This is a genomic window from Streptomyces sp. DT2A-34, from assembly GCF_030499515.1.
Taxonomy (GTDB): Bacteria; Actinomycetota; Actinomycetes; order Streptomycetales; family Streptomycetaceae; genus Streptomyces.
On record NZ_JASTWJ010000001.1, the window covers coordinates 1,662,788 to 1,683,879 of the forward strand.

The 21,092-nt window shown below is 72.1% G+C and carries 14 protein-coding genes and 2 pseudogenes; 13 read left to right on the forward strand and 3 right to left on the reverse strand.

Annotated features, from left to right (window positions below; translation table 11 throughout):
- The first annotated feature begins 36 nt into the window (after window positions 1-36).
- The 4 genes and pseudogenes from QQM39_RS07240 to QQM39_RS07255 all read left to right on the forward strand — a co-directional run.
- Window positions 37-1,008, forward strand: coding sequence for a fumarylacetoacetate hydrolase family protein (locus tag QQM39_RS07240; RefSeq protein ID WP_301995791.1), 972 nt, complete (start codon window positions 37-39; stop codon window positions 1,006-1,008).
- Entirely contained in the window at window positions 1,005-1,748 is a 744-nt protein-coding gene (locus tag QQM39_RS07245; RefSeq protein WP_301995792.1) for an SDR family NAD(P)-dependent oxidoreductase, read from the forward strand. Before QQM39_RS07240 ends, QQM39_RS07245 begins: the two co-directional genes overlap by 4 nt.
- A 49-nt stretch (window positions 1,749-1,797) precedes the next feature.
- Window positions 1,798-2,242 (forward strand): annotated as a pseudogene (locus QQM39_RS07250) (CoA transferase subunit A); the annotation flags it as partial.
- Window positions 2,243-2,245: 3 nt separating this feature from the next.
- Window positions 2,246-2,601: pseudogene (locus tag QQM39_RS07255) on the forward strand (MFS transporter); the annotation flags it as partial.
- Here QQM39_RS07255 and QQM39_RS07260 read toward each other — a convergent pair.
- Window positions 2,598-5,069: a SpoIIE family protein phosphatase gene (locus tag QQM39_RS07260; protein ID WP_301995793.1), complete on the reverse strand. Its 2,472-nt coding sequence runs from the start codon at window positions 5,067-5,069 to the stop codon at window positions 2,598-2,600. The pseudogene QQM39_RS07255 and the gene QQM39_RS07260 overlap by 4 nt on opposite strands.
- A 233-nt stretch (window positions 5,070-5,302) precedes the next feature.
- On the opposite strand from QQM39_RS07260, the gene QQM39_RS07265 reads away from it, so the two are divergent.
- The 4 genes from QQM39_RS07265 (at window position 5,303) to QQM39_RS07280 (ending at window position 12,208) form a co-directional block, all read left to right on the forward strand.
- The gene (locus QQM39_RS07265) at window positions 5,303-7,369 is read left to right on the forward strand and encodes a SpoIIE family protein phosphatase (RefSeq protein WP_301995794.1); all 2,067 of its coding nucleotides are present in this window, start codon (window positions 5,303-5,305) and stop codon (window positions 7,367-7,369) included.
- Window positions 7,370-7,446: 77 nt separating this feature from the next.
- Window positions 7,447-8,205 carry an IclR family transcriptional regulator gene (locus QQM39_RS07270; RefSeq protein ID WP_301995795.1) on the forward strand — a complete coding sequence of 253 codons (759 nt, stop codon included), beginning with the start codon at window positions 7,447-7,449 and terminating at the stop codon, window positions 8,203-8,205.
- Between the two features lie 178 nt (window positions 8,206-8,383).
- The gene (locus QQM39_RS07275) at window positions 8,384-9,490 is read left to right on the forward strand and encodes a PP2C family protein-serine/threonine phosphatase (protein WP_301995796.1); all 1,107 of its coding nucleotides are present in this window, start codon (window positions 8,384-8,386) and stop codon (window positions 9,488-9,490) included.
- 42 nt (window positions 9,491-9,532) lie between these two features.
- Window positions 9,533-12,208 carry a SpoIIE family protein phosphatase/ATP-binding protein gene (locus QQM39_RS07280; protein ID WP_301995797.1) on the forward strand — a complete coding sequence of 892 codons (2,676 nt, stop codon included), beginning with the start codon at window positions 9,533-9,535 and terminating at the stop codon, window positions 12,206-12,208.
- A gap of 13 nt (window positions 12,209-12,221) precedes the next feature.
- Here QQM39_RS07280 and QQM39_RS07285 read toward each other — a convergent pair whose 3' ends face one another.
- A complete protein-coding gene (locus QQM39_RS07285) occupies window positions 12,222-14,243 on the reverse strand; it encodes an FAD-dependent oxidoreductase (protein ID WP_301995798.1) in 2,022 nt (673 codons plus the stop codon).
- Between the two features lie 229 nt (window positions 14,244-14,472).
- Here QQM39_RS07285 and QQM39_RS07290 point away from each other — a divergent pair, with 229 nt between their 5' ends.
- The 5 genes from QQM39_RS07290 to QQM39_RS07310 all read left to right on the forward strand — a co-directional run bounded on the left by QQM39_RS07290 (window position 14,473) and on the right by QQM39_RS07310 (window position 19,961).
- A complete protein-coding gene (locus QQM39_RS07290; protein WP_301995799.1) occupies window positions 14,473-15,981 on the forward strand; it encodes a family 43 glycosylhydrolase in 1,509 nt (502 codons plus the stop codon).
- A gap of 92 nt (window positions 15,982-16,073) precedes the next feature.
- On the forward strand, window positions 16,074-17,495 hold the full coding sequence (locus QQM39_RS07295) for a family 43 glycosylhydrolase (RefSeq protein ID WP_302003507.1): 1,422 nt from the start codon (window positions 16,074-16,076) through the stop codon (window positions 17,493-17,495).
- A gap of 103 nt (window positions 17,496-17,598) precedes the next feature.
- The gene (locus QQM39_RS07300) at window positions 17,599-18,039 is read left to right on the forward strand and encodes an SRPBCC family protein (protein WP_301995800.1); all 441 of its coding nucleotides are present in this window, start codon (window positions 17,599-17,601) and stop codon (window positions 18,037-18,039) included.
- A complete protein-coding gene (locus QQM39_RS07305; protein WP_301995801.1) occupies window positions 18,036-18,614 on the forward strand; it encodes a bifunctional 2-polyprenyl-6-hydroxyphenol methylase/3-demethylubiquinol 3-O-methyltransferase UbiG in 579 nt (192 codons plus the stop codon). Before QQM39_RS07300 ends, QQM39_RS07305 begins: the two co-directional genes overlap by 4 nt.
- Window positions 18,615-18,674: 60 nt before the next feature.
- The gene (locus QQM39_RS07310; protein WP_301995802.1) at window positions 18,675-19,961 is read left to right on the forward strand and encodes a lanthionine synthetase LanC family protein; all 1,287 of its coding nucleotides are present in this window, start codon (window positions 18,675-18,677) and stop codon (window positions 19,959-19,961) included.
- On the opposite strand, the gene QQM39_RS07315 is transcribed toward QQM39_RS07310, so the two are convergent.
- Complete coding sequence (locus QQM39_RS07315; protein WP_301995803.1) at window positions 19,913-21,064, reverse strand: XdhC/CoxI family protein; 1,152 nt, start codon at window positions 21,062-21,064, stop codon at window positions 19,913-19,915. The genes QQM39_RS07310 and QQM39_RS07315 overlap by 49 nt on opposite strands.
- Window positions 21,065-21,092 lie beyond the last annotated feature (28 nt).

The window sequence follows — 21,092 nt, forward strand, 5'->3', positions numbered from 1 at the left end:
CACCCGCCGCCCCGCCGACAGGAACGGACCCCTCCCATGCGCTTCGCCACGTACGAGTACCGCGACCGAACCCAGGTGGCCGTCGTCGACGAGGACGGCACGCTCCACCCGCTGCCCGCGGTCCGCTCCCTGACCGGCCTGCTCGCCGAGGGCGGCGGTCTGCCCGCCCTGCTCGAAGCGGGCGCCGCGACACTCGACGTGCCGGCCGGTCCGCACACCTCCGAGGTACGGCTGCTGCCGCCGCTCCAGCCGCCCACCGTGCGGGACTTCGTCACCTTCGAGGAGCATGTGGAGGGCGTACGACGCTCGGTGGACGGGGCCGCCGGAGTGCCGGAGCGGTGGTATGCGGCCCCGACGTTCTACTTCACCAACCCCTACGCGGTGTACGGCCCGCACGACGACATCCCCGTGCCTCCGGGGTCGGCCGTGCTCGACTTCGAGCTGGAGGTCGCCGCCGTGATCGGCCGAGAAGGCCGCGACCTCACGCCCGAGCGGGCCCGCGACCACATCATCGGCTACACGGTCTTCAACGACTGGTCCGCCCGTGACCTGCAGTCGGCGGAGATGAAGGTGGGCCTGGGCCCCTGCAAGGGCAAGGACACCGCCACCACCCTCGGCCCGTACCTCGTCACCGCCGACGAGCTGGAGCCGTACCGGGACGCCGACGGTTTCCTGCGTCTGGCGCTCACCGCAGCGGTGAACGGCGAGGTGGTCGGCGAGGACCTGCTGTCCAACATGAGCTGGACGTTCGAGGAGATGGTCGCCTACGCCTCGCGCGGGACCTGGGTACGTCCCGGGGACGTGCTCGGCTCCGGCACCTGCGGCAACGGCGGCTGCCTGGCCGAGCTGTGGGGTGTGCGCGGCCGGCCGGACCCGCCGCCGCTGAAGCCCGGCCACACGGTGACGCTCACCGTGGAGGGCATCGGTTCCGTGTCCAACACCGTGGTGACCGGCCCTGATCCGGTGCCGGTGCCGGTCGCTCGACGTCGGCCCCGGGAGCGGCCGTGACCGACCTGCACACCAAGAGGCTCCTCGGCAAGGTCGTCGTGGTGACGGGAGCCGCCCGCGGCCAGGGCGCCGCCGAGGCCGAGGCACTGACCCGCGAGGGCGCCCGGGTGATCGCCACCGATGTGACGGACGCCCCCGGCTGCCGCCGCCTCGACGTCACCAGCGACCAGGAGTGGGCCGAACTCACCGCCGAGCTACGGGAGTCGTACGGCGGTGTCCACGGGCTGGTGAACAACGCGGGCATCACCTGGCGCGCCCGCCTCGGCGACGTACGCCCGGAGGACTTCGACCGCGTCCACGCCGTCAACGTCACCGGCCCGCTGCTCGGCATCCAGCACCTCGCCCCGCTGATGCCGCCGGGCTCATCCATCGTCAACGTCGGCTCGACGGCCGCGCTCACCGGCCACTACCCGGTCGCCTACACGGCCAGCAAGTGGGCGCTGCGGGGCCTGTCGAAGGCGGCGGCGACCGAACTCGGGCCCCGCGGCATCCGCGTCAACACCATCCACCCCGGCTACATCGAGACCGACATGACCGCCTCCGCGGCTCCCGCCTTCCGCGCGGCGAACATCCGCGAGACGCCGCTCGGCCGCACGGGCACCGTGGACGAGATCACCCCGCTCGTGGTGTTCCTGCTCTCGGCCGAGGCGTCCTTCATCACCGGCGCCGAGATCCCCGTGGACGGAGGTCTCACCGCGCACGGCGGCGTCAAGTCCCTCTCGGACGCGCTGCGTTCCTGAGCCGTCCCCCGTCCCCCGTCGCCCCCGTCAAGCCCAGAAAGGCACCTGTGTGAACAAGGTCTGTGAGAGCGCCGCCGACGCGGTCGCCGACATCCCCGACGGCGCGTCGCTGGCCGTCGGCGGCTTCGGTCTCAGCGGCATCCCGGCGGTCCTCGTCGAGGCGTTGCACGCACAGGGCGCGACCGGTCTGAAGGTCGTGTCGAACAACTGCGGCGTGGACGGGCGGGGTCTGGGCGTACTGCTCGCGGCGGGCCGGATCGCCCGGGTCACCGGCTCCTACGTGGGCGAGAACAAGGAGTTCGCCCGCCAGTACCTGTCCGGGGAACTGGAGGTGGAACTCGTGCCGCAGGGCACGCCAGCCGAGCGGCTGCGCGCGGGCGGGCGGCGCGGGCATCCCCGCGTTCTTCACGCCGGCCGGCGTCGGCACGCAGGTCGCGAACGGCGGCCTGCCGTGGCGGTACGCGCCCGACGGCTCGGTGGCGGTGGCGTCCCCGGCCGGCCTGGATGTCGGCATGGTGATGTCGTCCTCGTCCGACGCGATCGTCGGCAACGCTCCGGTGCAGGACGGCGGTGTGGCGGGCGGCCTGCAGGCGACCGCGTTGCAGATCGGCGGCGCGCTCGGCGCCTCCGTGCCGGTGTCCCTCATCAGCACGCCGGGTCGGCTCCACCCTGACCGGCGAACTGACCTCCGCCGGCGTGCCCGCACAGACGGCGCAGCCACGAGGCCTTCATGAACGGCGTGCACACGTCGGTGCTGGTGGCCGGCGTGCTGTGCGTCGTCGGCGCGGCAGTGGCGGTGGTCGGCGTACGAGCCAACCCTGGCAGCCAACCCAAAGGGGCGCGGGGCTCTTAGGCGATCTCCTGCTCAGCCCAGATGATCTTCCCGTCACCCGTATAGCGAGCCCCCCAGCGATGAGCAAGCTGAGCCACCAGAAACAGCCCACGCCCACCCTCATCCATGCTCCGAGCATGCCGCAACCGCGGAGCGGTATGGCTCGCGTCGGAGACCTCGCAGGTCAGGCGGCAGTCGCGGAGCAGCCGTAGGCGAATGGGCGGTTCGGCGTAGCGAATCGCGTTGGTGACCAGCTCGCTCACGATCAGCTCCGTCGTCATGGCCAGTTCCTCGAGGCCCCACGCCTCCACCTGGCGGGTCGCCCGGGCCCGGATGTCGGCGACGGCGGCCGGGTCCACGGGCACGTCCCAGGAGACGACGTGGTCGGCACCCAGGGCGTGGGTGCGTGCCAGGAGAAGGGCGATGTCGTCGGGTTGCGGCCCGGGCACGAGCCGGCGCACCGCGGACGAGCACAGGGTGCCGAGGTCGAGGTCGCGCCGGGACAGCAGGTCGCCGAGCCGGGACATGCCCCGCTCCATGTCGCGGTCGGCCGCCTGGACGAGGCCGTCGGTGTAGAGGCCGAGCAGGCTGTTCTCGGCGAGCTCGATCTCGCAGGACTCGAAGGCGATGCCGCCCAGCCCGAGCGGCGGCCCGGCAGGGGGTTCGGGGAAGGTGACCTGCCCGTCGGGTGCGACGACGACCGGGGGCGGATGCCCGGCACGGGCCATCGTGCAGCGCCTGGTGACCGGGTCGTAGACGGCGTACAGGCAGGTCGCGCCGAGGAAGGCGGTCGTGCTCCGGTGGGTCGCCTCGGCCGCACTCCCGTCGGGGTGCTCCTCGCTCAGGCGCAGCACGAGGTCGTCGAGGTGGGCCAGCAGTTCGTCGGGCGGCATCTCCATGTCGGCGAGGGTCTGTACGGCGGTGCGCAGCCGGCCCATGGTCGCCGCCGCGGTGATGCCGTGGCCGACGACGTCGCCGACGACGAGGCCGACCCGGGCGCCGGACAGCGGGATCACATCGAACCAGTCGCCGCCGACTCCGCCCGACGGGTCCGCCGGCAGATAGGAGGAGGCCACCTCCAGCGCCGTACCGCCCGTCAGGGCCTGCGGCAGCAGACTGCGCTGCAGGGTGACCGCCGCCGTGTGTTCCCGGGTGTAGCGGCGGGCGTTGTCGACGCACAGCGCCGCTCGGGCCACCAGCTCCCGGGCGACCAGGACGTCGTCGGGCTGGAAGGAGACGGGGTTGAGCGAGCGGATGAACGTGGTGAGGCCCAGGGTGGTGTTGCGCGCCCGCATCGGCACGGAGATGAGGGAGTGCAGGCCGAACTCGCGCATGCTGGCCGCCCGCTCGGGCTGTTCGGTGGCCCACAGCTCGTCGGACGGGTCGAGGACCGGGATGAGGATCGGATCGCCGTCGATGAGCAGATGCGCGTCGTGCGGCGGGGGCAGGAAGTCCACCCGGTCCCCGACCTGCGCCACCGCCTCGGGGCAGCCCTCGCGCACCGAGTTCATTCCGGCCCGGCGCATGACCGGCTTGGCGGGTGCCGGCCCCGCGTCGGTGAGCCAGGCCCCGTGCCCCTCGGAGCTGAACACGGGCTCCAGCAGGTCCACGACGACGAAGTCCGCGAAGCGGGGAACGGCGAAGTCGGCGAGCTCCTGAGCCGTCCGCAGCACGTCCAACGTGGTACCGATACGCGTCCCGGCCTCGTTGACCAGCGACAACAGCTGGCGGGCGGTCCACCGCTCGGTGACGTCCGAGACCATGTAGCAGACCCCGGTGATCGAGTCGTCGGCGTCCACGAGGGGGAAGAAGGAGGTCGAGTAGGCGCGCCGGCGGTGCGGATCGGCCCAACTCCAGCCCACGTACTCGTAGTCGGTGACCGGGACGCCGGTGTCGAGGACCTTGCGCATCAGGCCCTCGATGGTCTCCGCCTGCAGCCCGGGCAGCAGTTCGCTCAGCCGACGGCCGAGCCGTTGCGCACGGGGCACACCGCCGAAGCGTTCCAGGGTGTCGTTCAGCCAGACGTAGCGCAGCTGCGTGTCCATCACGGCCATGCCGACCGGCGAGCGGATCAGGAAGCCGTCGAGGACGGACTGGCCCACCTCCCACTGCTGCCGCCGCTCCCGCGCCGAGAGCAGAAAGCACTCGTCCGCGCCGATCCGGAAGGACGCGGAGACCCGCAGGTCCACGTCGATACGGCGGCCGTCGCGATGCCGTACCGGGATGAGGCCGCTCCATCCCATGCCGGCCCGGCAGCGCTCCAGGACACCGGCCACCCGCACCGGATCGCCGGGCATCGCCAGCAGCCGCTCGGCCGAGCCGCCGACGATCTCCGCCGCCCGGTGGCCGAGGAGTTCCTCCGCGGCCCGGGTCCAGCCGAGCACCACACCGCGTCCGGACACCACCGCCGCCGCGTCGGAGGACGCGTCGAGGAGGGCGCGCGCCCCCGTGGGCGTGCGCGCGTCCGGGTCTTCGCGCGGAGCATCCATGGGTCCTCACGCAGCGTCCATGGGTCCCGTCCTCACACGACCATGTTCCTGCTTGTCCGCCGGATGTGCACGGGCCGACGACACCTGACCCCGCCCCGAGGGCCGCTCGGCGCGCCCGGACTGGGCAAGGCCCGCGGGGTGGAGGGAGCATGGAGGTGCCGGTCGTCTCAGCCGTGGTACCCGGCGGGGACGAAAGGCCGGCAGTCTCTGCCGGCCGTGGCGCGGGAGCTGGGATGACAGCCGAATCCTTCGAGTCCGACGGTGGCGGGTACGGCTCCGAGCCACCCCGGCCGACCGGCCTGCTGGACGTCCTGAGCGTGGCCGCGGTAGTGGTCGACGCCGAGGGGCGCATCGTGTTCTGGACCCCGCAGGCCGAGGACCTCTTCGGCTACACCTCCGAGGAGGCTCTCGGCACGCACGCGGCGCGGCTGTTCATCCATCCCGAGCACCTGCCGGCCGTCGCGAAGCTGTTCGCCGAGGTGCTGGAGACCGGCCGGAGCTGGGCCGGCGCCTTCCCCGTGCGGCACAAGGACGGCAGCACCGTCCTCACGGAGTTCCGCAACATGCGGCTGCTGGACGATCTCGGGGACGTGTACGCGCTGGGCATAGCGGCCGACCACTCGCTGCTCCAGCGCGTCGAGACCGACCTGGCGCTGTGCGAGCGGCTGATCAACCAGTCCCCGATCGGGATCGCCCTCCTCGACCCCGACCTGCACTACCTGCTGGTCAACCCGGCACTGGAGCGCATCGACGCCACCCCGGCCGAGGACCACGTCGGCCGTCGGCTGCGGGAGACCCTGCCCCTGCCCGACATCGACACCATCGAGTCCGCCCTGCGTCAGGTGCTCACCACGGGCACCCCGCTGCTCGACCAGTACCACGTGGGCCGACCGCCGGCCGACCCCGACCACGAGCACGCCTGGTCCCTGTCCTTCTACCGGCTGGACGACTCCGGCGGGCGGGTGCTGGGCGCGGCCATCTCGTTCGTCGACGTCACCGAGCGGCACCGCGCGGCCGCCGAGGCCGACCGGGCCCGGCGGCGCCTGGCGCTGGTCGCCGACGCCTCCACCCGGGTCGGCACCACGCTGGAGGTCGAGCGGACCGCCCGCGAACTGGCCGAGATCGCCACCCCCGAGCTGGCCGACGTGGTCGCCGTGGACATCCTGGACGCCGCCCTGGCCTGCCGGCGTATGCGCAAGCCGGACAACGGTCCCGAGCTGTTCCGCGCCCTCGCCCTGAAGGCGGCCTACCCCAGCGTGGCCCTGCGGGCCGCCGACCCGCCCGGTGACCTCGCCGCCTACGACGGCGACCGCCTGGTCACCCTGTGCGTCCACACCGCCCGGCCGGTGCTGGTGCGCCATGTCGGCGAGCACGATCTGCGGCGCATCGCCCGGGACGACGAGGCCACCTCCCTGCTGGCCCGCGCCGGCGTGCACTCCTATCTCGCCGTGCCGTTGATCGCCCACGGCGAGGTGCTGGGCGCCCTCGACCTCAAGCGCACCCGCAACCCGGTGCCGTTCGACCAGGACGACGTCGTCCTGGCCGGTGAGCTGGCCAGCCGTGCCGCCGTGGCCATCGACAACGCCCGCTGGTTCCAGAGCGTGCGCAACACCGCCCTCACCCTCCAGCGCAGCTTGCTGCCCGACCACCCGCCGCACCACCCCGGCCTGGAGCTCGCCTCCCGCTACCAGCCCGCCCAGGCCACCAGCGAGGTCGGCGGCGACTGGTACGACGTGCTGCCGCTGGCCGACGACAGGACCGCCCTGGTCGTCGGCGACGTCATGGGCAACGGCATCGACGCCGCCGCCACCATGGGCCGGCTGCGCACCGCCACCGTCGCCTACGCGGACCTCGACCTCGATCCCGGCGCCGTGCTCCAGCACCTGGACAAGATCACCTGCGATCTGGAGCACTACATCGTCACCTGCCTGTACGCGGTGTACGACCCCCGCACGAGGCAGTGCCACATCGCCAACGCCGGGCACATGCCGCCCGCGCTGACCCGCCCCGGCCACACCCCCGAACTGCTCGAACTGCCCGCGGGAGCCCCGCTCGGCGTCGGCGGCATCCCCTTCGGGACCACCACGGTCGACCTCGGCCCCGGCGATGTGCTGGTCCTGTACACCGACGGCCTCGTCGAGACCCGGCTCCACCCCATCGACGAGCGGCTGGATGTCCTGCTCGGCTTCCTCGACGAACCTCACCGCCCCCTGGAGGAGACCTGCGACCTCCTGCTGTACGGCCTGCGCCACCCCGACGACCACGACGACGTCGCCCTGCTCGTCGCGCGGGTGCTGTAGACCCCGGCACCCCGGCACCCCGGCCCTCCGGACACGCCCACCTTGCCCGCCCCGTGCGCCCGGCGCACGCTGTTCGTATGGGTGCTCGTGAAGGCCCGACGCTGATCAACTCCGTCCAGCGAGCCTTCCGCCTGCTGGAGGCGGTCAGCGCGCACGAGAACGGCGCGCCGGCGAAGCAGTTGGCACGCGAGACGGGCCTGCCCCTGGCCACCGCGTACCACCTGTTGCGGACCCTGGTCCACGACGGATACGTACGCAAGCTCGACGACGGCGGGTTCATCCTGGGCGACCGGCTCCAGACGCTGCACACGACGGGCCGGGCGCAGGCGCTGCTCAGCCGGATCCGCCCCACGCTCGCCGCGCTGCGGGACGAGCTGTCGACCGCCGCCTACCTCACCTTCTACGAGGACGGCGAGATCCGGGTCGCCGAGATCGTCGACGGTCCGCGCACTCCCCGCGTCGACCTGTGGGTGGGGTTCGAGGACGCCGGGCATGCCACGGCGCTGGGCAAGTCGGTACTGCGCGAGCTGGACGACGAGTCGCGCAAGGACTACCTGTCCCGGCACGCGCTCGCCGACCTCACCCCCAGGACGATCACCGACACACCGGAGCTGCTGCGGCGGCTCGACTCCTCGCCCATGGCGCCGGCGGTCACGGACCTGGAGGAGTACGCCCTCGGCACGGCCTGTGTCGCGGTGCCCGTGTACAGCGGGAACACCCTCGGCTCGCTCGGCGTCTCGCTGCGGGCCGACCGGCGCTCCCGTCTGGAGGAGATCACGGCACGGCTGCTCCCGGCCGCGAGCCGGGTGACGAGAGGGCTCTCGCTCACTATCTGAAAACGCTGTCCTTGTCCCGACCGCGTCGAACCTATTTCCTAGACGAAACGGACATTTCATGGGCGTAGGCCTCCACACCGGGGGCATGCCCGCGCACACAGGTGAGGACAGCCGACAAGACATGAGCCAGGCCCCACACCACGGTCGTGACCACTGGCCGAGTCGCTTGGTCGCCGCTATGCCCGTACTGCCCATCCTGATCGTCTTCGTCATCGTGGTCGTCGACCTCGTCTGCGGGTCGGGGATGACTTCGGTGCCGCTGCTCGCCGTGGGCCCGGCGCTCGCCGCGACCACGAACGGGCCGCACGGAGTCCTCTGTGTGGGGCTGCTCGCCGCGGCCCTGGGCGCGACCCTCGGGATCCGGGACGGCGGACAGGGCCACGAGCTGGCGGTCGTGGTGACCGCCCTGATGGCCGTCACCCTGGCGAGCGCCCTGGCCAGCGCGCTGCGCGGGCGGCGCGAGCGGGTGCTGGCCGCCGTCCGCTCCGTCGCCGAGGCCGCCCAGCACGCGCTGCTGCAGCCCGTACCGGCGAAGGTGGGGCCGTTCCAGGTGGCCGTCCGCTACAGCGCGGCCGCGGCGGAGGCCCGGATCGGCGGCGACCTCTACGCGCTGGTGTCCACGCCGTACGGGGTCAGGCTGATCGTCGGCGATGTGCGCGGCAAGGGGCTGCCGGCCGTGGGAACGGCCGCTCTGGTGCTCGGTGTCTTCCGCGAGGCCGCCTACGACGAGCCCGATCTCCTCGCCGTCGTCGCGCGGATCGAGCGGAGCCTGGCCCGCAACCTGGGCAGCGACGACTTCGTCACCGCCGTGGTCGCCGGGTACCCGCGGGCGGGGCAGCTGGAAGTGGTCAACTGCGGTCACGCGCCGCCGCTCCTGGTCCGCGACGGCGTCGTCGTGCCGATCGAGCCGGACCTGCCGGCACCGCCCCTCGGGCTGCGCACCCTCTCCGGCGAGACCCCCGCACTGCAGGTGCTGCCCTTCGCCGACGGCGACCAACTGCTGCTCTACACCGACGGCGTCACCGAGGCCCGCAACCACGCCCGCGAGTTCTACCCGCTCGCCGAAGGCCTGGCGCGGCACCCGTCCGAGGAGCCGGCCGACACGGTCACCGCACTCCACGACGAACTGCTGGCCCACGTGGGCGGCCACCTCCACGACGACGCGGCCCTGCTGCTGCTCCGCCGGATGCCGGGTGCCGACAACGCCCTCAGGGGCGCGGGGAACTGCGCGATCAACCACATGCGGACCGCACCCGCCACCGAGCGCGTACCCCCGAGCTCTTAGGCGCACCATGCCCACCCCACCGAACGGTGTTAGAAATGAGGCATGGCCGGATTCCTCGGCCGCCTGCGCTCCCTGTTGAGCGCGCGCACCGTCGCCCGGCAGGTCTTCGTGCTGCAGGCGGCGATCGTGCTGCTCCTCGTCGCCGCCGCGGTGGCGGCCCTGGTGCTGCAGGCCCGCAACGACAGCGAGCGGGAGGCCCGCAACCGGTCCCTCGCCGTGGCCGAGGCCTTCGCGAACGCGCCGGGCGTCGTCGAGGCCCTGGCCGATCCGAACCCGAGCGCGCTGCTGCAGCCGCGTGCCGAGGCGGCGCGCGAGGCGACCGACGTGGACTTCGTCGTCGTGATGACCAGGGACGGCATCCGCTACACGCACCCCGACCCCGACCGGATCGGCAAGCACTTCGTCGGCACCATCGCACCGGCCGCGGCGGGCGGGGTCGTACGGGAGACGTACACCGGAACCCTGGGCCCGTCCGTGCGGGCCGTGGTCCCGGTGACCGACGACGACGGCAAGGTCGTCGGTCTGGTGGCCGCCGGGGTGACGCTGGCCAGCGTCGGCGGCGTCGTGGACCACCAGCTGCCGGTGCTGCTCGTCTCGGCGGCGGCCGCGTTCGCCCTCGCCACCGGCGGGACCGCGCTGGTCAGCCGGCGGCTGCTGCGCCAGACGCACGGGCTGGGGCCGGCCGAGATGACGCGGATGTACGAGCATCACGACGCCGTCCTGCACGCCGTACGGGAAGGTGTGCTGATCCTGGACGGCCGGCGGCGGCTGGCGCTGGCGAACGACGAGGCGCGCCGGCTGCTCGGGCTGCCCGCGGACGCGGAGGGGCGGCCCTGCCGCGACCTCGGCCTCGGACGCGACCTGGCCGGGCTGTTCGCCTCCGGGCGGGACGCCACCGACGAGGTGCACCTGGCGCGGGGCCGGCTGCTGGCCGTCAGTCAGCGCTCGACCGACCGGGCCGGCGGGCCGCCCGGCAGCGTGGCCACGCTGCGGGACACCACCGAGCTGCGGACGATGACCGGCAGGGCGGACGTGGCGCAGGAGCGGCTGAAGCTGCTGTACGACGCGGGACTGGAGATCGGCACCACCCTCGACGTCACCCGCACCTCGCAGGAGCTGGCCGACTTCGCGGTGCCGCGGTTCGCCGACTTCGTCAGCATCGACCTGGCGGATCCGGTGCTGCGCGGCGGGGAGCCGAAGCTGGGCCGCACCGACATGCGCCGGGTCGCGTTCCGGGGCGTGCGGGAGGGCGCCCCGCTGTACCCGATCGGCAAGCTGATCCACTTCGCTCCGACCACCCCGCAGGCCTTCGGCTTCGGCACGGGCCAGACCGTGCTGGAGGCGGACATGCCGGCCTTCTCCGGCTGGCAGGAGCAGGACCCCGAGAACGCCCGCAGACTCGTCGATTTCGGGATCCATTCGATGCTCACGGTCCCGCTGCGCGCCCGCGGCGTCATCATGGGCATGGCCACCTTCTGGCGCGCCGACCGGCCCGAGCCGTTCGAGCCGGACGACGTCTCCCTGGCCGAGGAGCTGGTGGCCCGCGCCGCCGTCAGCATCGACAACGCCCGCCGCTACACCCGCGAGCACACCCTGTCGGTCACGCTCCAGCGCAGCCTGCTGCCGCGGGCCCTGCCCGCCCAGAGCGGCCTCGACGTCGCCTACCGCTATCTGCCCGCGCACGCGGCGCAGGGCGGCGTCGGCGGGGACTGGTTCGACGTCATCCCGCTGCCGGGCGCCCGGGTGGCGCTGGTCGTCGGGGACGTCGTGGGGCACGGGCTGCACGCGGCGGCCACGATGGGACGGCTGCGCACCGCGGTCCACAACTTCTCCACCCTGGACCTGCCGCCCGACGAACTCCTCGGCCATCTGGACGAGTTGGTGGTCCGCATCGACCAGGACGAGGGCGACGGCGAGGCCGCGCCGGTCACCGGGGCCACCTGCCTGTACGCCGTGTACGACCCGTCCTCCGGGCTGTGCACCCTCTCCCGCGCCGGCCACCTCGAACCGGCCCTCGTCCACCCCGACGGCCACGTCGAGTTCCCCACCGTCCCCGGCGGCCCCCCGCTGGGCCTGGGCGGCAGCCTGCCCTTCGAGGCGACCGAGCTGCGGCTGCCCGAGGGCAGCGGTCTCGTGCTGTACACGGACGGGCTGGTGGAGCAGCAGGGGCGGGACATCGACGAGGGGCTGGAGCTGCTGCGCGGGGCACTCGCCGGGGCGCCGCCGACGCGCGGCCGGACGCCGGAGGAGACGTGCAAGGTGGTACTGGAGACCCTGCTGCCCGAGCGTCCGCGCGACGACGTCGCCCTCGTCGTCGCGCGGACGCGGATGCTCCCCGCCGACCGCACGGCGGCCTGGGACGTCCCGGGCGACCCCTCGGCCGTGGCCCGGGTCCGGGCGGCGGCCACCAGGACGCTGGAGGACTGGGGGCTCGTGGAGGAGGCGTTCACGACCGAGCTGATCCTCAGCGAACTGGTCACGAACGCCCTCCGTCACGCCACCGGCCCCATCCACGTCCGCCTGATCCGCGACCGCGCCCTGATCTGCGAGGTCTCCGACGCCAGCAGCACCGCCCCGCATCTGCGCAGCGCGGCCACGACCGACGAGGGCGGCCGGGGCCTGTTCCTGGTGGCGCAGTTCGCCGAGCGGTGGGGCACGCGGTACACCGCGCACGGCAAGGTGATCTGGACGCAACAGCCCCTGACGCAGAGCAACTGAGTCGTACGGCGTCTCAGCCCCCGTGCGCCTCCAGTGCCGCCCGCACCCCTGATTCGAGGGCCCCCTCGATCCACGACGGCTTGACCGAGGTGTGGTCCCCGGCGAAGTACAGCGGGCCCTCGGGGCTGCGGATGGCTTCCAGCAACTCCGTGTGCTGACCGGGGAGGAGGACGGACGCCTCCCCGTACGCGTACGGGTCGCGCAGCCAGCTCTGCGTCCGCCCGGCCCCCGTGTAGAAGACCTCGACGCGCTGGCCGTAGACCTGTTGCAGCCCCCGGAGCGCGTGCGGGTAGCGGGCGTCCTCGTCGAGGGAGTCCCAGCGGGAGGCGTCGTCGGCCCAGCTGTAGGAGGCGAGGACGACGCCGCCCTCGCTGCCGTCGATCGGATGGGACGGGTTGATCATGAAGCGGTTGGAGTTGTCGGAGACCGACCCGCCGCCGATGATGTGCGCCGCCTCGGGCTGGTCGCGGGTGGCCCAGCGGTTGGCGGCGTAGTGGGCACGCTGCGCGTCGCTGATGTGGCCGTCCGGGACGGAGGGGTGGGCGCCGAGCAGGCTGCCGTCGGCCGGTGCCTTGCCCTTGCGGTAGTCGTCGTAGAGCCCGGGCCGTACGGCGTCGAGCTCCCGCTTCCAGTCGGCCTCGGTGAACTCCCACCAGCGCAGGCCGAATTCGAGCAGCACCTTGGTCGCGCTGTCGTAGTGCAGCTCGGCCACCGCACGCCGCTTCTTGTACGACATCAGCGGGCTGATCTGCACCTGCCGCAGCCCCGAGAAGGGCACGGTGACGATCGCGAGGTCACCGGTGAACTGCTCGCGCACGATCCTGCCGTCGCGTCCCTCGGAGACGGTGTCGATCCAGACGTGCGGGCCCTTGGCACTGACGTGGGAGGTGTCGTCGGCGCCGGGCCGGCCGGGAGCCCAGTACTCGATGTGGGTCGCGCGCCGGTCGAGACGCAGGACGTCGGCGACCTCCTTGAGCAGCGCGTCCGGAAGCGTCGCCGTACCGCCGACCAGCTCCCAGAACGCGGTGTCGGGGCTGATCAGCGACTGGCTGATGAAGCTGTGGATGAAGGAGAGCGGCAGCCGTGAGGTGAGGTTCTCCAGAGTGCCGATCAGGTCGATGGTCCGCTCGTCGAAGCCCGCCTCCTCGGTGAGGAACCGGTACATCGACCAGTCGCCGTACTTCTGCACGACCCGCGCCCAGCCCTTGACCCGCTCCGGCATCGGCTTGTCGACGCGCTTGCCGTCCGGGCCGACGGTGCTGAACTCGTCGCGTACCGGGTCCAGGGCGCGGCGCAGGATGGTCGAGGAGGGGGTGTCCCAGTGCTCGCGGGGGACACCGAAGGAGCGGTTGATGGCGCGGGGCGCCTTCGCGTAGGCGGAGCGGCGCACGCGGACGCCGTTGACGTGCAGCCAGGCGTTGTTGACGGGTTTGCCCTCGCCGTCGACGTCGACGAGGTGAAACCGGCGTCGCTTGACGCCGAGTTGGTCGATGAGGCTCATCACCAGCGGATGGCTGCCGGGGATGCGCATGGCGCCGGCCTCCGCGTACTGGGCCGGGTCGGCGAAGGCCTGCGCCGCCTGCTCGTGGCCGCCGGTGCGGAAGGTCTTGATGCGGCCGCCGACCCGGTTGCCGTTGGCCTCGACGAGGGTGACGTGGTGCCCGGCCCGCTTCAGCAGCCAGGCGGCGACCAGGCCGGCGGGTCCGGCGCCGACGACGAGGATTCTCTTCGCGGTCGTCGTCTTCGCGCGCGGGAGCCCGGAGTCGAGGATCTTCCGGTACGTCGGCACGAGCGGCTCGTCGTGCTCGTCGACCACCAGCAGGGCGCGGGCGACCGCCAGGCAGGTGTCCCAGTCGGCGGTGGAGCGCGGTCGGTGGGGTGCCTGGTGGGGGACGGCGGGTGCGGCGGGTGCGGCGGCGGCAGCCGCGGCCGTGGTCGGGGTCAACGCGGCCAGGGCGGCCGTCGTGGCGGACGCGGTCGTGAACTGCCTCCGGGAGAAGGGAGTGGGGCCGACAGGTGCGCGGTGATTGTCCATGGGCCCTGGATACGGGGCGGGCGGGGGGCGGACAGCCCATCCGTCCGTTCATCACCTGAACGGGCAAGCGCATGATCGCGCACCCGCGCCGGGCATGCGTCCGCACGCGGGTTTGTAAAGCGCACATGACGAAACCGTTGACGGGAGCACCACCCACTCTTATCTTCTGATCTCAATCACGATCGGAATCACGAACTCCGTTCGATATACCAGACAGGGACGGTGTCGTATGCCCCGGATGTCTCACCCGCCGTTCAGGAAGCGCCGCAGATCACTGATCCTCTGCGTACTCGCGGCGCTCTTGGCCCTGGTGGCGACCACGCAACCGGCGTCCGCGGCGGACGGCCGCCCGTACACGAACCCGCTGAAGTCGTTCAAGGGCGCAGACCCCTGGCTCCAGTACCACGACGGCAACTACTACCTGATCACGACGACGTTCACCGGCATCCTCGGCATCCGCAAGTCGCCGACTCTTGCGGGCCTCGCCACCGCGCCCAACGTGCAGGTGTACGCGGAGACCACGTCGACCCGGAACACCAACTTCTGGGCGCCGGAGATGCACCTCTTCAACGGCCACTGGTACGTGTACTACTCGGCCGGGCAGAGCGGCGTCGCCTGCTGTGACTCGCAGCGGACCCATGTCCTGGAGAGCGCCGGCACCGACCCGATGGGGCCGTACACCTACAAGGGCTCGCTCACCGGGTCCAACCTCACGCCGGGCGGCTGGCTGATCGACGCGAGTGTGCTGCAGGCCAACAACAAGCTGTACCTGATGGGCAGCGGGTTCATCAACGGCAGTACGCAGAGCCTGGTCATCGCACCGCTCAGCAACCCGTACACCCTCGCCAGCAACACCTTCACGATCATCTCCAGCCCCACCCTGGACTGGGAGCGCTCCGGCAGCCCCGTCAACGAGGGCCCCGAGCCGCTCTACCGCAACGGCCGCACCTTCCTGACATACTCCGCGAGCTCCTGCCAGACCGCCGACTACAAACTCGGCCAGCTGGAGCTGACCGGCTCCGACCCGCTGAGCCCGGCGTCCTGGACCAAGAAGCAGACCCCCGTCTTCCAGCGCAGTGACGCGAACAGCGTCTACGGCCCCGGCCACAACGGCTTCTTCACCTCGCCCGACGGCACCGAGAACTGGATCGTCTACCACGCCAACTCCGCGTCGAACGGCGGCTGCGGCAACGGACGCACCACCCGCGCCCAGGAGTTCACCTGGAACGCCGACGGCACCCCGAACTTCGGCACCCCCGTCGCCCTCGGCACCACGCTCCCCGGCCCGTCCGGCGAGACGGCGGCGACGCCGACGTCGTACACCCTGGTCAACCGCAACAGCGGCAAGTGCCTCGACGTGAACGGCGGGAACACCGCCGACGGCACCAACATCTTCCAGTGGAGCTGCACCGGCGGCGCCAACCAGAAGTGGAAGCTGGAGGACCTGGGCGACGACACCAACCGGCTGGTCAACGTCGCCACCGGCAAGGTGATGGACACCGCCGAGTGCTCCGCGACCGACGGCGCCGACATCCGGCAGTGGTCCTGGCTGAACAACAAGTGCCAGCGCTACCGCCTCGTCTTCACCGCGAGCGGCGACTACGTCCGGATCGTCAACGAGTCCACCGGCAAGGTCGCCGACGTCGCCGACTGCTCCACCGCGAACGGCGCCGACGTACGGCAGTGGACGTGGCTGAACAACAACTGCCAGCAGTGGAAGCTCGTCCCCACCACCTGATCCCGCCCCTGATCATCCGCTCCGATCACCCCCTCTGAGCACCCTTTCCGATCCGGAGAACTCCCTTGAGACGCATAGCCGTACGGCTGCTCATGGCCGTCCTGGTCGCCCTGGCGGCCTGCCTCGTCGGGCCGGCCCCCGCCGCCCAGGCCGCCGTGCCCGACTCCCCCGCCGTGACCTACACCAACCCGATCGCGGAGAAGCGGGCCGACCCGCACATCTTCAAACACACCGACGGCTACTACTACTTCACCGCGACCGTCCCCGAGTACGACCGCATCGTGCTGCGCCGGGCGACGACCATCCAGGGCCTGTCCACGGCCCAGGAGGTCACCATCTGGACCAAGCACTCCAGCGGCGTGATGGGCGCGCACATCTGGGCGCCGGAGATCCACTTCATCGACGGCAAGTGGTACGTCTACTTCGCCGCCGGCGCCACCAACGACATCTGGGCGATCCGGATGTACGTCCTGGAGGGCACCGGCTCCAACCCGCTGACCGCCGCCTGGGCGGAGAAGGGGCAGATCAAGACCCAGTGGGAGAGCTTCTCGCTGGACGCCACGACCTTCGTCGTGAACGGGGTGCGCTATCTGTCCTGGGCCCAGCGCGACCCTTCCGTGAACAACAACACCGACATCTACCTCGCGAAGATGGCCAACCCCTGGACCATCACCGGCACTCCGGTGATGCTGTCGCGGCCCACCTACTCCTGGGAGACGGTCGGCTACAAGGTCAACGAGGGTCCGGCGGTGATCCAGCGCGGCGGCAAGGTGTTCATGTCGTACTCCGCCAGCGCCACCGACAGCAACTACTGCCTGGGGCTGCTGTCCGCCTCCGCGAGCGCCGACCTGCTCAACACGGCGAACTGGACCAAGAGTTCCACGCCGGTGTTCACCAGCAACGCCGCCACCAGCCAGTACGGTCCGGGCCACAACTCCTTCACCGTCTCCGAGGACGGCAAGAGCGACATCCTCGTCTACCACGACCGCAGCTACAAGGACATCAGCGGCGACCCGCTCAACGACCCCAACCGCCGCACCCGCGTCCAGAAGCTGTACTGGAAGGCCGACGGCACCCCCGACTTCGGCATCCCGGTGGCCGACGGGGCCACGCCGCAGCGCCTGTCGTCGTACAACTTCGCGGACCGCTTCATCCGGCACTGGGAGTACCGCGCCCGCATCGAGGCCAACGTCTCCCCGCTCGCCGACTCGCAGTTCCGCGTGGTCACCGGCCTGACCGGCAGCGGCACCGTCTCCCTGGAGTCGGCCAACTTCCCCGGCTACTACCTGCGGCACAAGAACTTCGAGGTATGGCTGGAGAAGAACGACGGCACGACGCGGTTCGCGTCCGACGCGACCTTCTACAAGCGAGCCGGGCTGTCCGACTCGGCAGGCGTCTCCTACGAGTCGTACAACTACGCCGGGCGTTACATCCGGCACTACGAGTACCTGTTGCAGGTGCAGGCCCTGAGCACGGCGACGGACAGGGCGGACGCCACGTTCTACGCCCAGTGAGGCGTCTCAGGCTGTGCCTCACCAGGTGAGGCACAGCCTGTACGGCCGCATGACACGTATATGACCATGCCGATGACCAGTTCCGATTGCCTAGGATCGCTCCGTGGTCACCTTCCTCCTCGAACGCACGGTTCCCCTCCCCCTCGACGAGGCGTGGCGCCGCCTGACGGAGTGGCCCCGGCACGGCGAGGTGGTCCCGCTGACCCGTGTCACGGTCACCACGCCCCCGCCGACCCACGTGGGCTCCCGTTTCGTGGCCCGCTCGGGGATCGGCCCGCTCGCGTTCGACGACCCCATGGAGGTCACGACGTGGGAGCCGCCGGGTGAGGACGCTCCTGGTCTGTGCCGGCTGGAGAAGCGGGGCAGGGTGGTGACGGGCTGGGCCGAGATCGAGGTACGGCCCGGGCCGGGCGGACGGGCGCGCGTGGTGTGGCGCGAGGAACTGCGGGTGCGCCCGCTGCCGGGGCTGTTCGACGGCGTACTGGAGCGGGCGGCGCGGTATGTGTTCGGGCGCGCGGTGAACCGGCTGCTGAGGCAGCCATGACGCCGGTCGCGCAGGCCCGCTGGGAGGACCACTTCGCGCGGGGGCGGGGCTTTCGGGGCGTCAGGGAACAGGAACTGCGGCTGCTCGGCGAGGCGGTACGGCCCCGCGCCGGCGCCCGGGCCCTGGACATCGGCTGCGGGCTCGGCACCTACGCCGCCGCGCTCGCGGGCCTCGGCTACGACACGCTCGCCGTCGACTGGGCGGACGCGGCGGTCTCGGCGACCCGCGACCGGTACGCGGATCTGGAGCCGCGCCTGCGCGTGCGCCGCCTGGACTTCGAGGACGCGGGGGAGGTCTCGGCGGCCCTGCCACGGGCGGGGTTCGACCTCGTGACCATGCGACTCGTCCTGGCCTTCATGGCGGACAAGACGGCGGTCGCGGAACGGGTGCGGGGGCTGCTGACGCCGGGCGGGGCGTGGGTGGTGACGACGCCGCTGGCGGAGAGGCTGCCGCAGGAGCGCCGATACATCGGGATGACGGCCGAGGACGTGGCGGCCGTGACGCAGGGGTGGGGGCGTGGGGAGTGGTACGACCTGGATGCGGGCGGGGTGCGGTGCTTCGTGCTGCGGGTCTGAGTCCCGCGCGGCGAGCGTGCCAGAGTGGGCGTCATGACGGAGACGACACACGCAACTGGCATGACGTCGGACGAAGTCGAGGCCTTGGCGGTGGACGGGCTGCGGTGGCTGCTGGCCGCCGCGCGGGACACCGGGGACGACGGCGGCCTCGGTTGGCCCGTCAGACCCTCCGACGACGAGGCCGATCCCATGCTCTACCACGGTACGGCCGGCGTCGTTCCGGTCCTCCTGGAAGCATGGCGGCACTTCGGCGACGACTCCTACGCGGACGCCGCCCTGCGCGCGGCCCGCGGCCTGGCGGGCTCCGTCGAGAGCCACGAGGACGACTCCCTCTACTTCGGCCGCACCGGAATGGCCCTCGCGCTGCGGGCCGTCCACGACGACCTGGGTGACACCGCCGCCGGCGCCGCCGCGAACCGGGCCCTGGAGCTGGTGCGCTCACGCTTCGACGGGACCCGCTGGGGCGAGCTGTTCGAGCTGATGGGCGGCAACGCGGGCATCGGCCTCGGTGCGCTCCTCACCGGGCAGGAGGACCTGGCCGTGCAGGCGATGGAGCCCTATGCCCGCACAGCCGAGCAGACCCCGGCCGGGGCCCAGTGGCAGCATCGGCCCGGCGCGCCCGCACGCATGCATCACATCTCACACGGCACGCTCGGCATCGTGTACGGCCTGGCCGCGGTGGGTCACGCGACCGGCCGAAAGGATTTGGTCGAACTCGCCCTGGCCGGTGCCGCGGACGTCGTGTCGCGCAACGAGGACGGGCCCGACGGCTTCCTCGTCCCCCACTCCGACCCGCACCACCGCCCCGACGTGGTCGAGCGGTACAACTACGGCTGGTGCCATGGCCCGACCGGTGACGCCCAGGTCTTCCGGTTGCTGAGGGACCTGCTCGGCGACCCCACCCCCTGGTCGTCCCTCGCCGACCGCTGCTGGCACACCGTCACGCACTCCGGTGTGCCCCGCCGGCTGCGCCCCGGTTTCTGGGACAACAACGGCCGCTGCTGCGGCACGGCGGGCGTGCTGGCGCTGGCCTGCGACCGGATCGCCGAGCAGGGAGACGGCCACGGCTTCGCCCGGCTCCTCGTCGCCGACCTCGCCGCCCACGCCACCCGGGACGCCGACGGCGTCCGCTGGTCCAACGTCGAGCACCGGGCCACCCCGAGCGACCTCGAAGCGGAGACCGGGTGGGCCATGGGCAACGCGGGCATCGTCCGCGAGCTCCTTCGTTACGTCAGGATCGGCCGGGGCGGCGACCCGGCCTACGCCTTCGCCTGGCCCGACCAGCCGGTACCCCGGACTCAGGCCACCGACCCGATCCGCCCCGCCGGCGACGGCGTCGCGTCGTGATGGATCGGCGTGTGGGCGCCCGTCAGTGAGACCCCGCTCCCGCCACGCCGGTTGGCGATGATCTCCGCGGCGATCGACAGGGCCGTCTCCTCGGGCGTACGGGCGCCGAGGTCCAGCCCGATGGGCGACCGCAGCCGCGCCAACTCCAGGTCGCTGACGCCGACTTCGCGCAGCCTCTCGTTGCGGTCCAGGTGGGTGCGGCGGGAGCCCATCGCGCCGACGTACGCCACCGGCAGGCGCAGCGCCAGCCGCAGCAGCGGTACGTCGAACTTGGCGTCGTGGGTGAGGACGCACAGGACGGTACGGGCGTCCACGGAGGTCCGTTCCAGGTACTGGTGCGGCCACTCCACGACGATCTCGTCGGCCTCCGGGAAGCGGGCCTTCGTCGCGAAGACGGGGCGGGCGTCGCACACCGTCACGTGGTAGTTCAGGAACTTGCCGATCCGCACCAGCGCCGACGCGAAGTCGATCGCGCCGAAGACGATCATCCGGGGCGGCGGGACGGAGGACTCGACCAGCACCGTGAGCGGGGCGCCGCAGCGTGAACCCTGCTCACCGATCTCCAGGGTGCCGGTGCGGCCCGCGTCGAGGAACGCGCCCGCCTCCGCCGCGACCGTGCGGTCCAGTTCGGGGTGGGCGCCGAAGCCGCCCTCGCAGGAGCCGTCGGGGCGGACCAGCAGCGCCCGGCCGGTCAGCTCGCCCGGCCCCGACACGATCCGTGCCACGGCCGCCGCCTCGCCGCTCGCGGCCGCCCGCAGCGCGGCCGCGAGCACCGGGCGGGACGGGTCGGCGGCCCGTACCGGCGTGACGAGGATGTCGATGACGCCTCCGCAGGTCAGGCCGACGGCGAAGGCGTCCTCGTCGCTGTAGCCGAAGCGTTCCAGGACCGTCTCGCCGTCCTGCAGCGCCTGTTGGCACAGCTCGTACACCGCGCCCTCCACACAGCCGCCGGAGACCGAGCCGATGGCCGTGCCGTCGGCGTCCACCGCGAGGGCGGCACCGGGTTGGCGGGGTGCGCTGCCGCCGACCGCCACCACGGTGGCGACGGCGAAGTCACGTCCCTGCTCGACCCACCGGTGCAGCTCTTCGGCGATGTCCAGCATCTGTCGGTCTCCTTAACAGAGGTTGTGC

Excerpts from the sequence above, each read along its gene's own strand:
- QQM39_RS07240 (WP_301995791.1), top strand. The coding sequence starts at position 37 with ATGCGCTTCGCCACGTACGAGTACCGCGACCGAACCCAGGTGGCCGTC.
- QQM39_RS07270 (WP_301995795.1), top strand. The coding sequence starts at position 7,447 with ATGGGTGCTCGTGAAGGCCCGACGCTGATCAACTCCGTCCAGCGAGCC.
- QQM39_RS07295 (WP_302003507.1), top strand. The coding sequence starts at position 16,074 with ATGGCCGTCCTGGTCGCCCTGGCGGCCTGCCTCGTCGGGCCGGCCCCC.
- QQM39_RS07310 (WP_301995802.1), top strand. The coding sequence starts at position 18,675 with ATGACGTCGGACGAAGTCGAGGCCTTGGCGGTGGACGGGCTGCGGTGG.
- QQM39_RS07275 (WP_301995796.1), top strand. The coding sequence starts at position 8,384 with ATGCCCGTACTGCCCATCCTGATCGTCTTCGTCATCGTGGTCGTCGAC.
- QQM39_RS07305 (WP_301995801.1), top strand. The coding sequence starts at position 18,036 with ATGACGCCGGTCGCGCAGGCCCGCTGGGAGGACCACTTCGCGCGGGGG.
- QQM39_RS07280 (WP_301995797.1), top strand. The coding sequence starts at position 9,533 with ATGGCCGGATTCCTCGGCCGCCTGCGCTCCCTGTTGAGCGCGCGCACC.
- QQM39_RS07285 (WP_301995798.1), bottom strand. The coding sequence starts at position 14,243 with ATGGACAATCACCGCGCACCTGTCGGCCCCACTCCCTTCTCCCGGAGG.
- QQM39_RS07265 (WP_301995794.1), top strand. The coding sequence starts at position 5,303 with ATGACAGCCGAATCCTTCGAGTCCGACGGTGGCGGGTACGGCTCCGAG.
- QQM39_RS07290 (WP_301995799.1), top strand. The coding sequence starts at position 14,473 with ATGCCCCGGATGTCTCACCCGCCGTTCAGGAAGCGCCGCAGATCACTG.
- QQM39_RS07315 (WP_301995803.1), bottom strand. The coding sequence starts at position 21,064 with ATGCTGGACATCGCCGAAGAGCTGCACCGGTGGGTCGAGCAGGGACGT.
- QQM39_RS07260 (WP_301995793.1), bottom strand. The coding sequence starts at position 5,069 with ATGGATGCTCCGCGCGAAGACCCGGACGCGCGCACGCCCACGGGGGCG.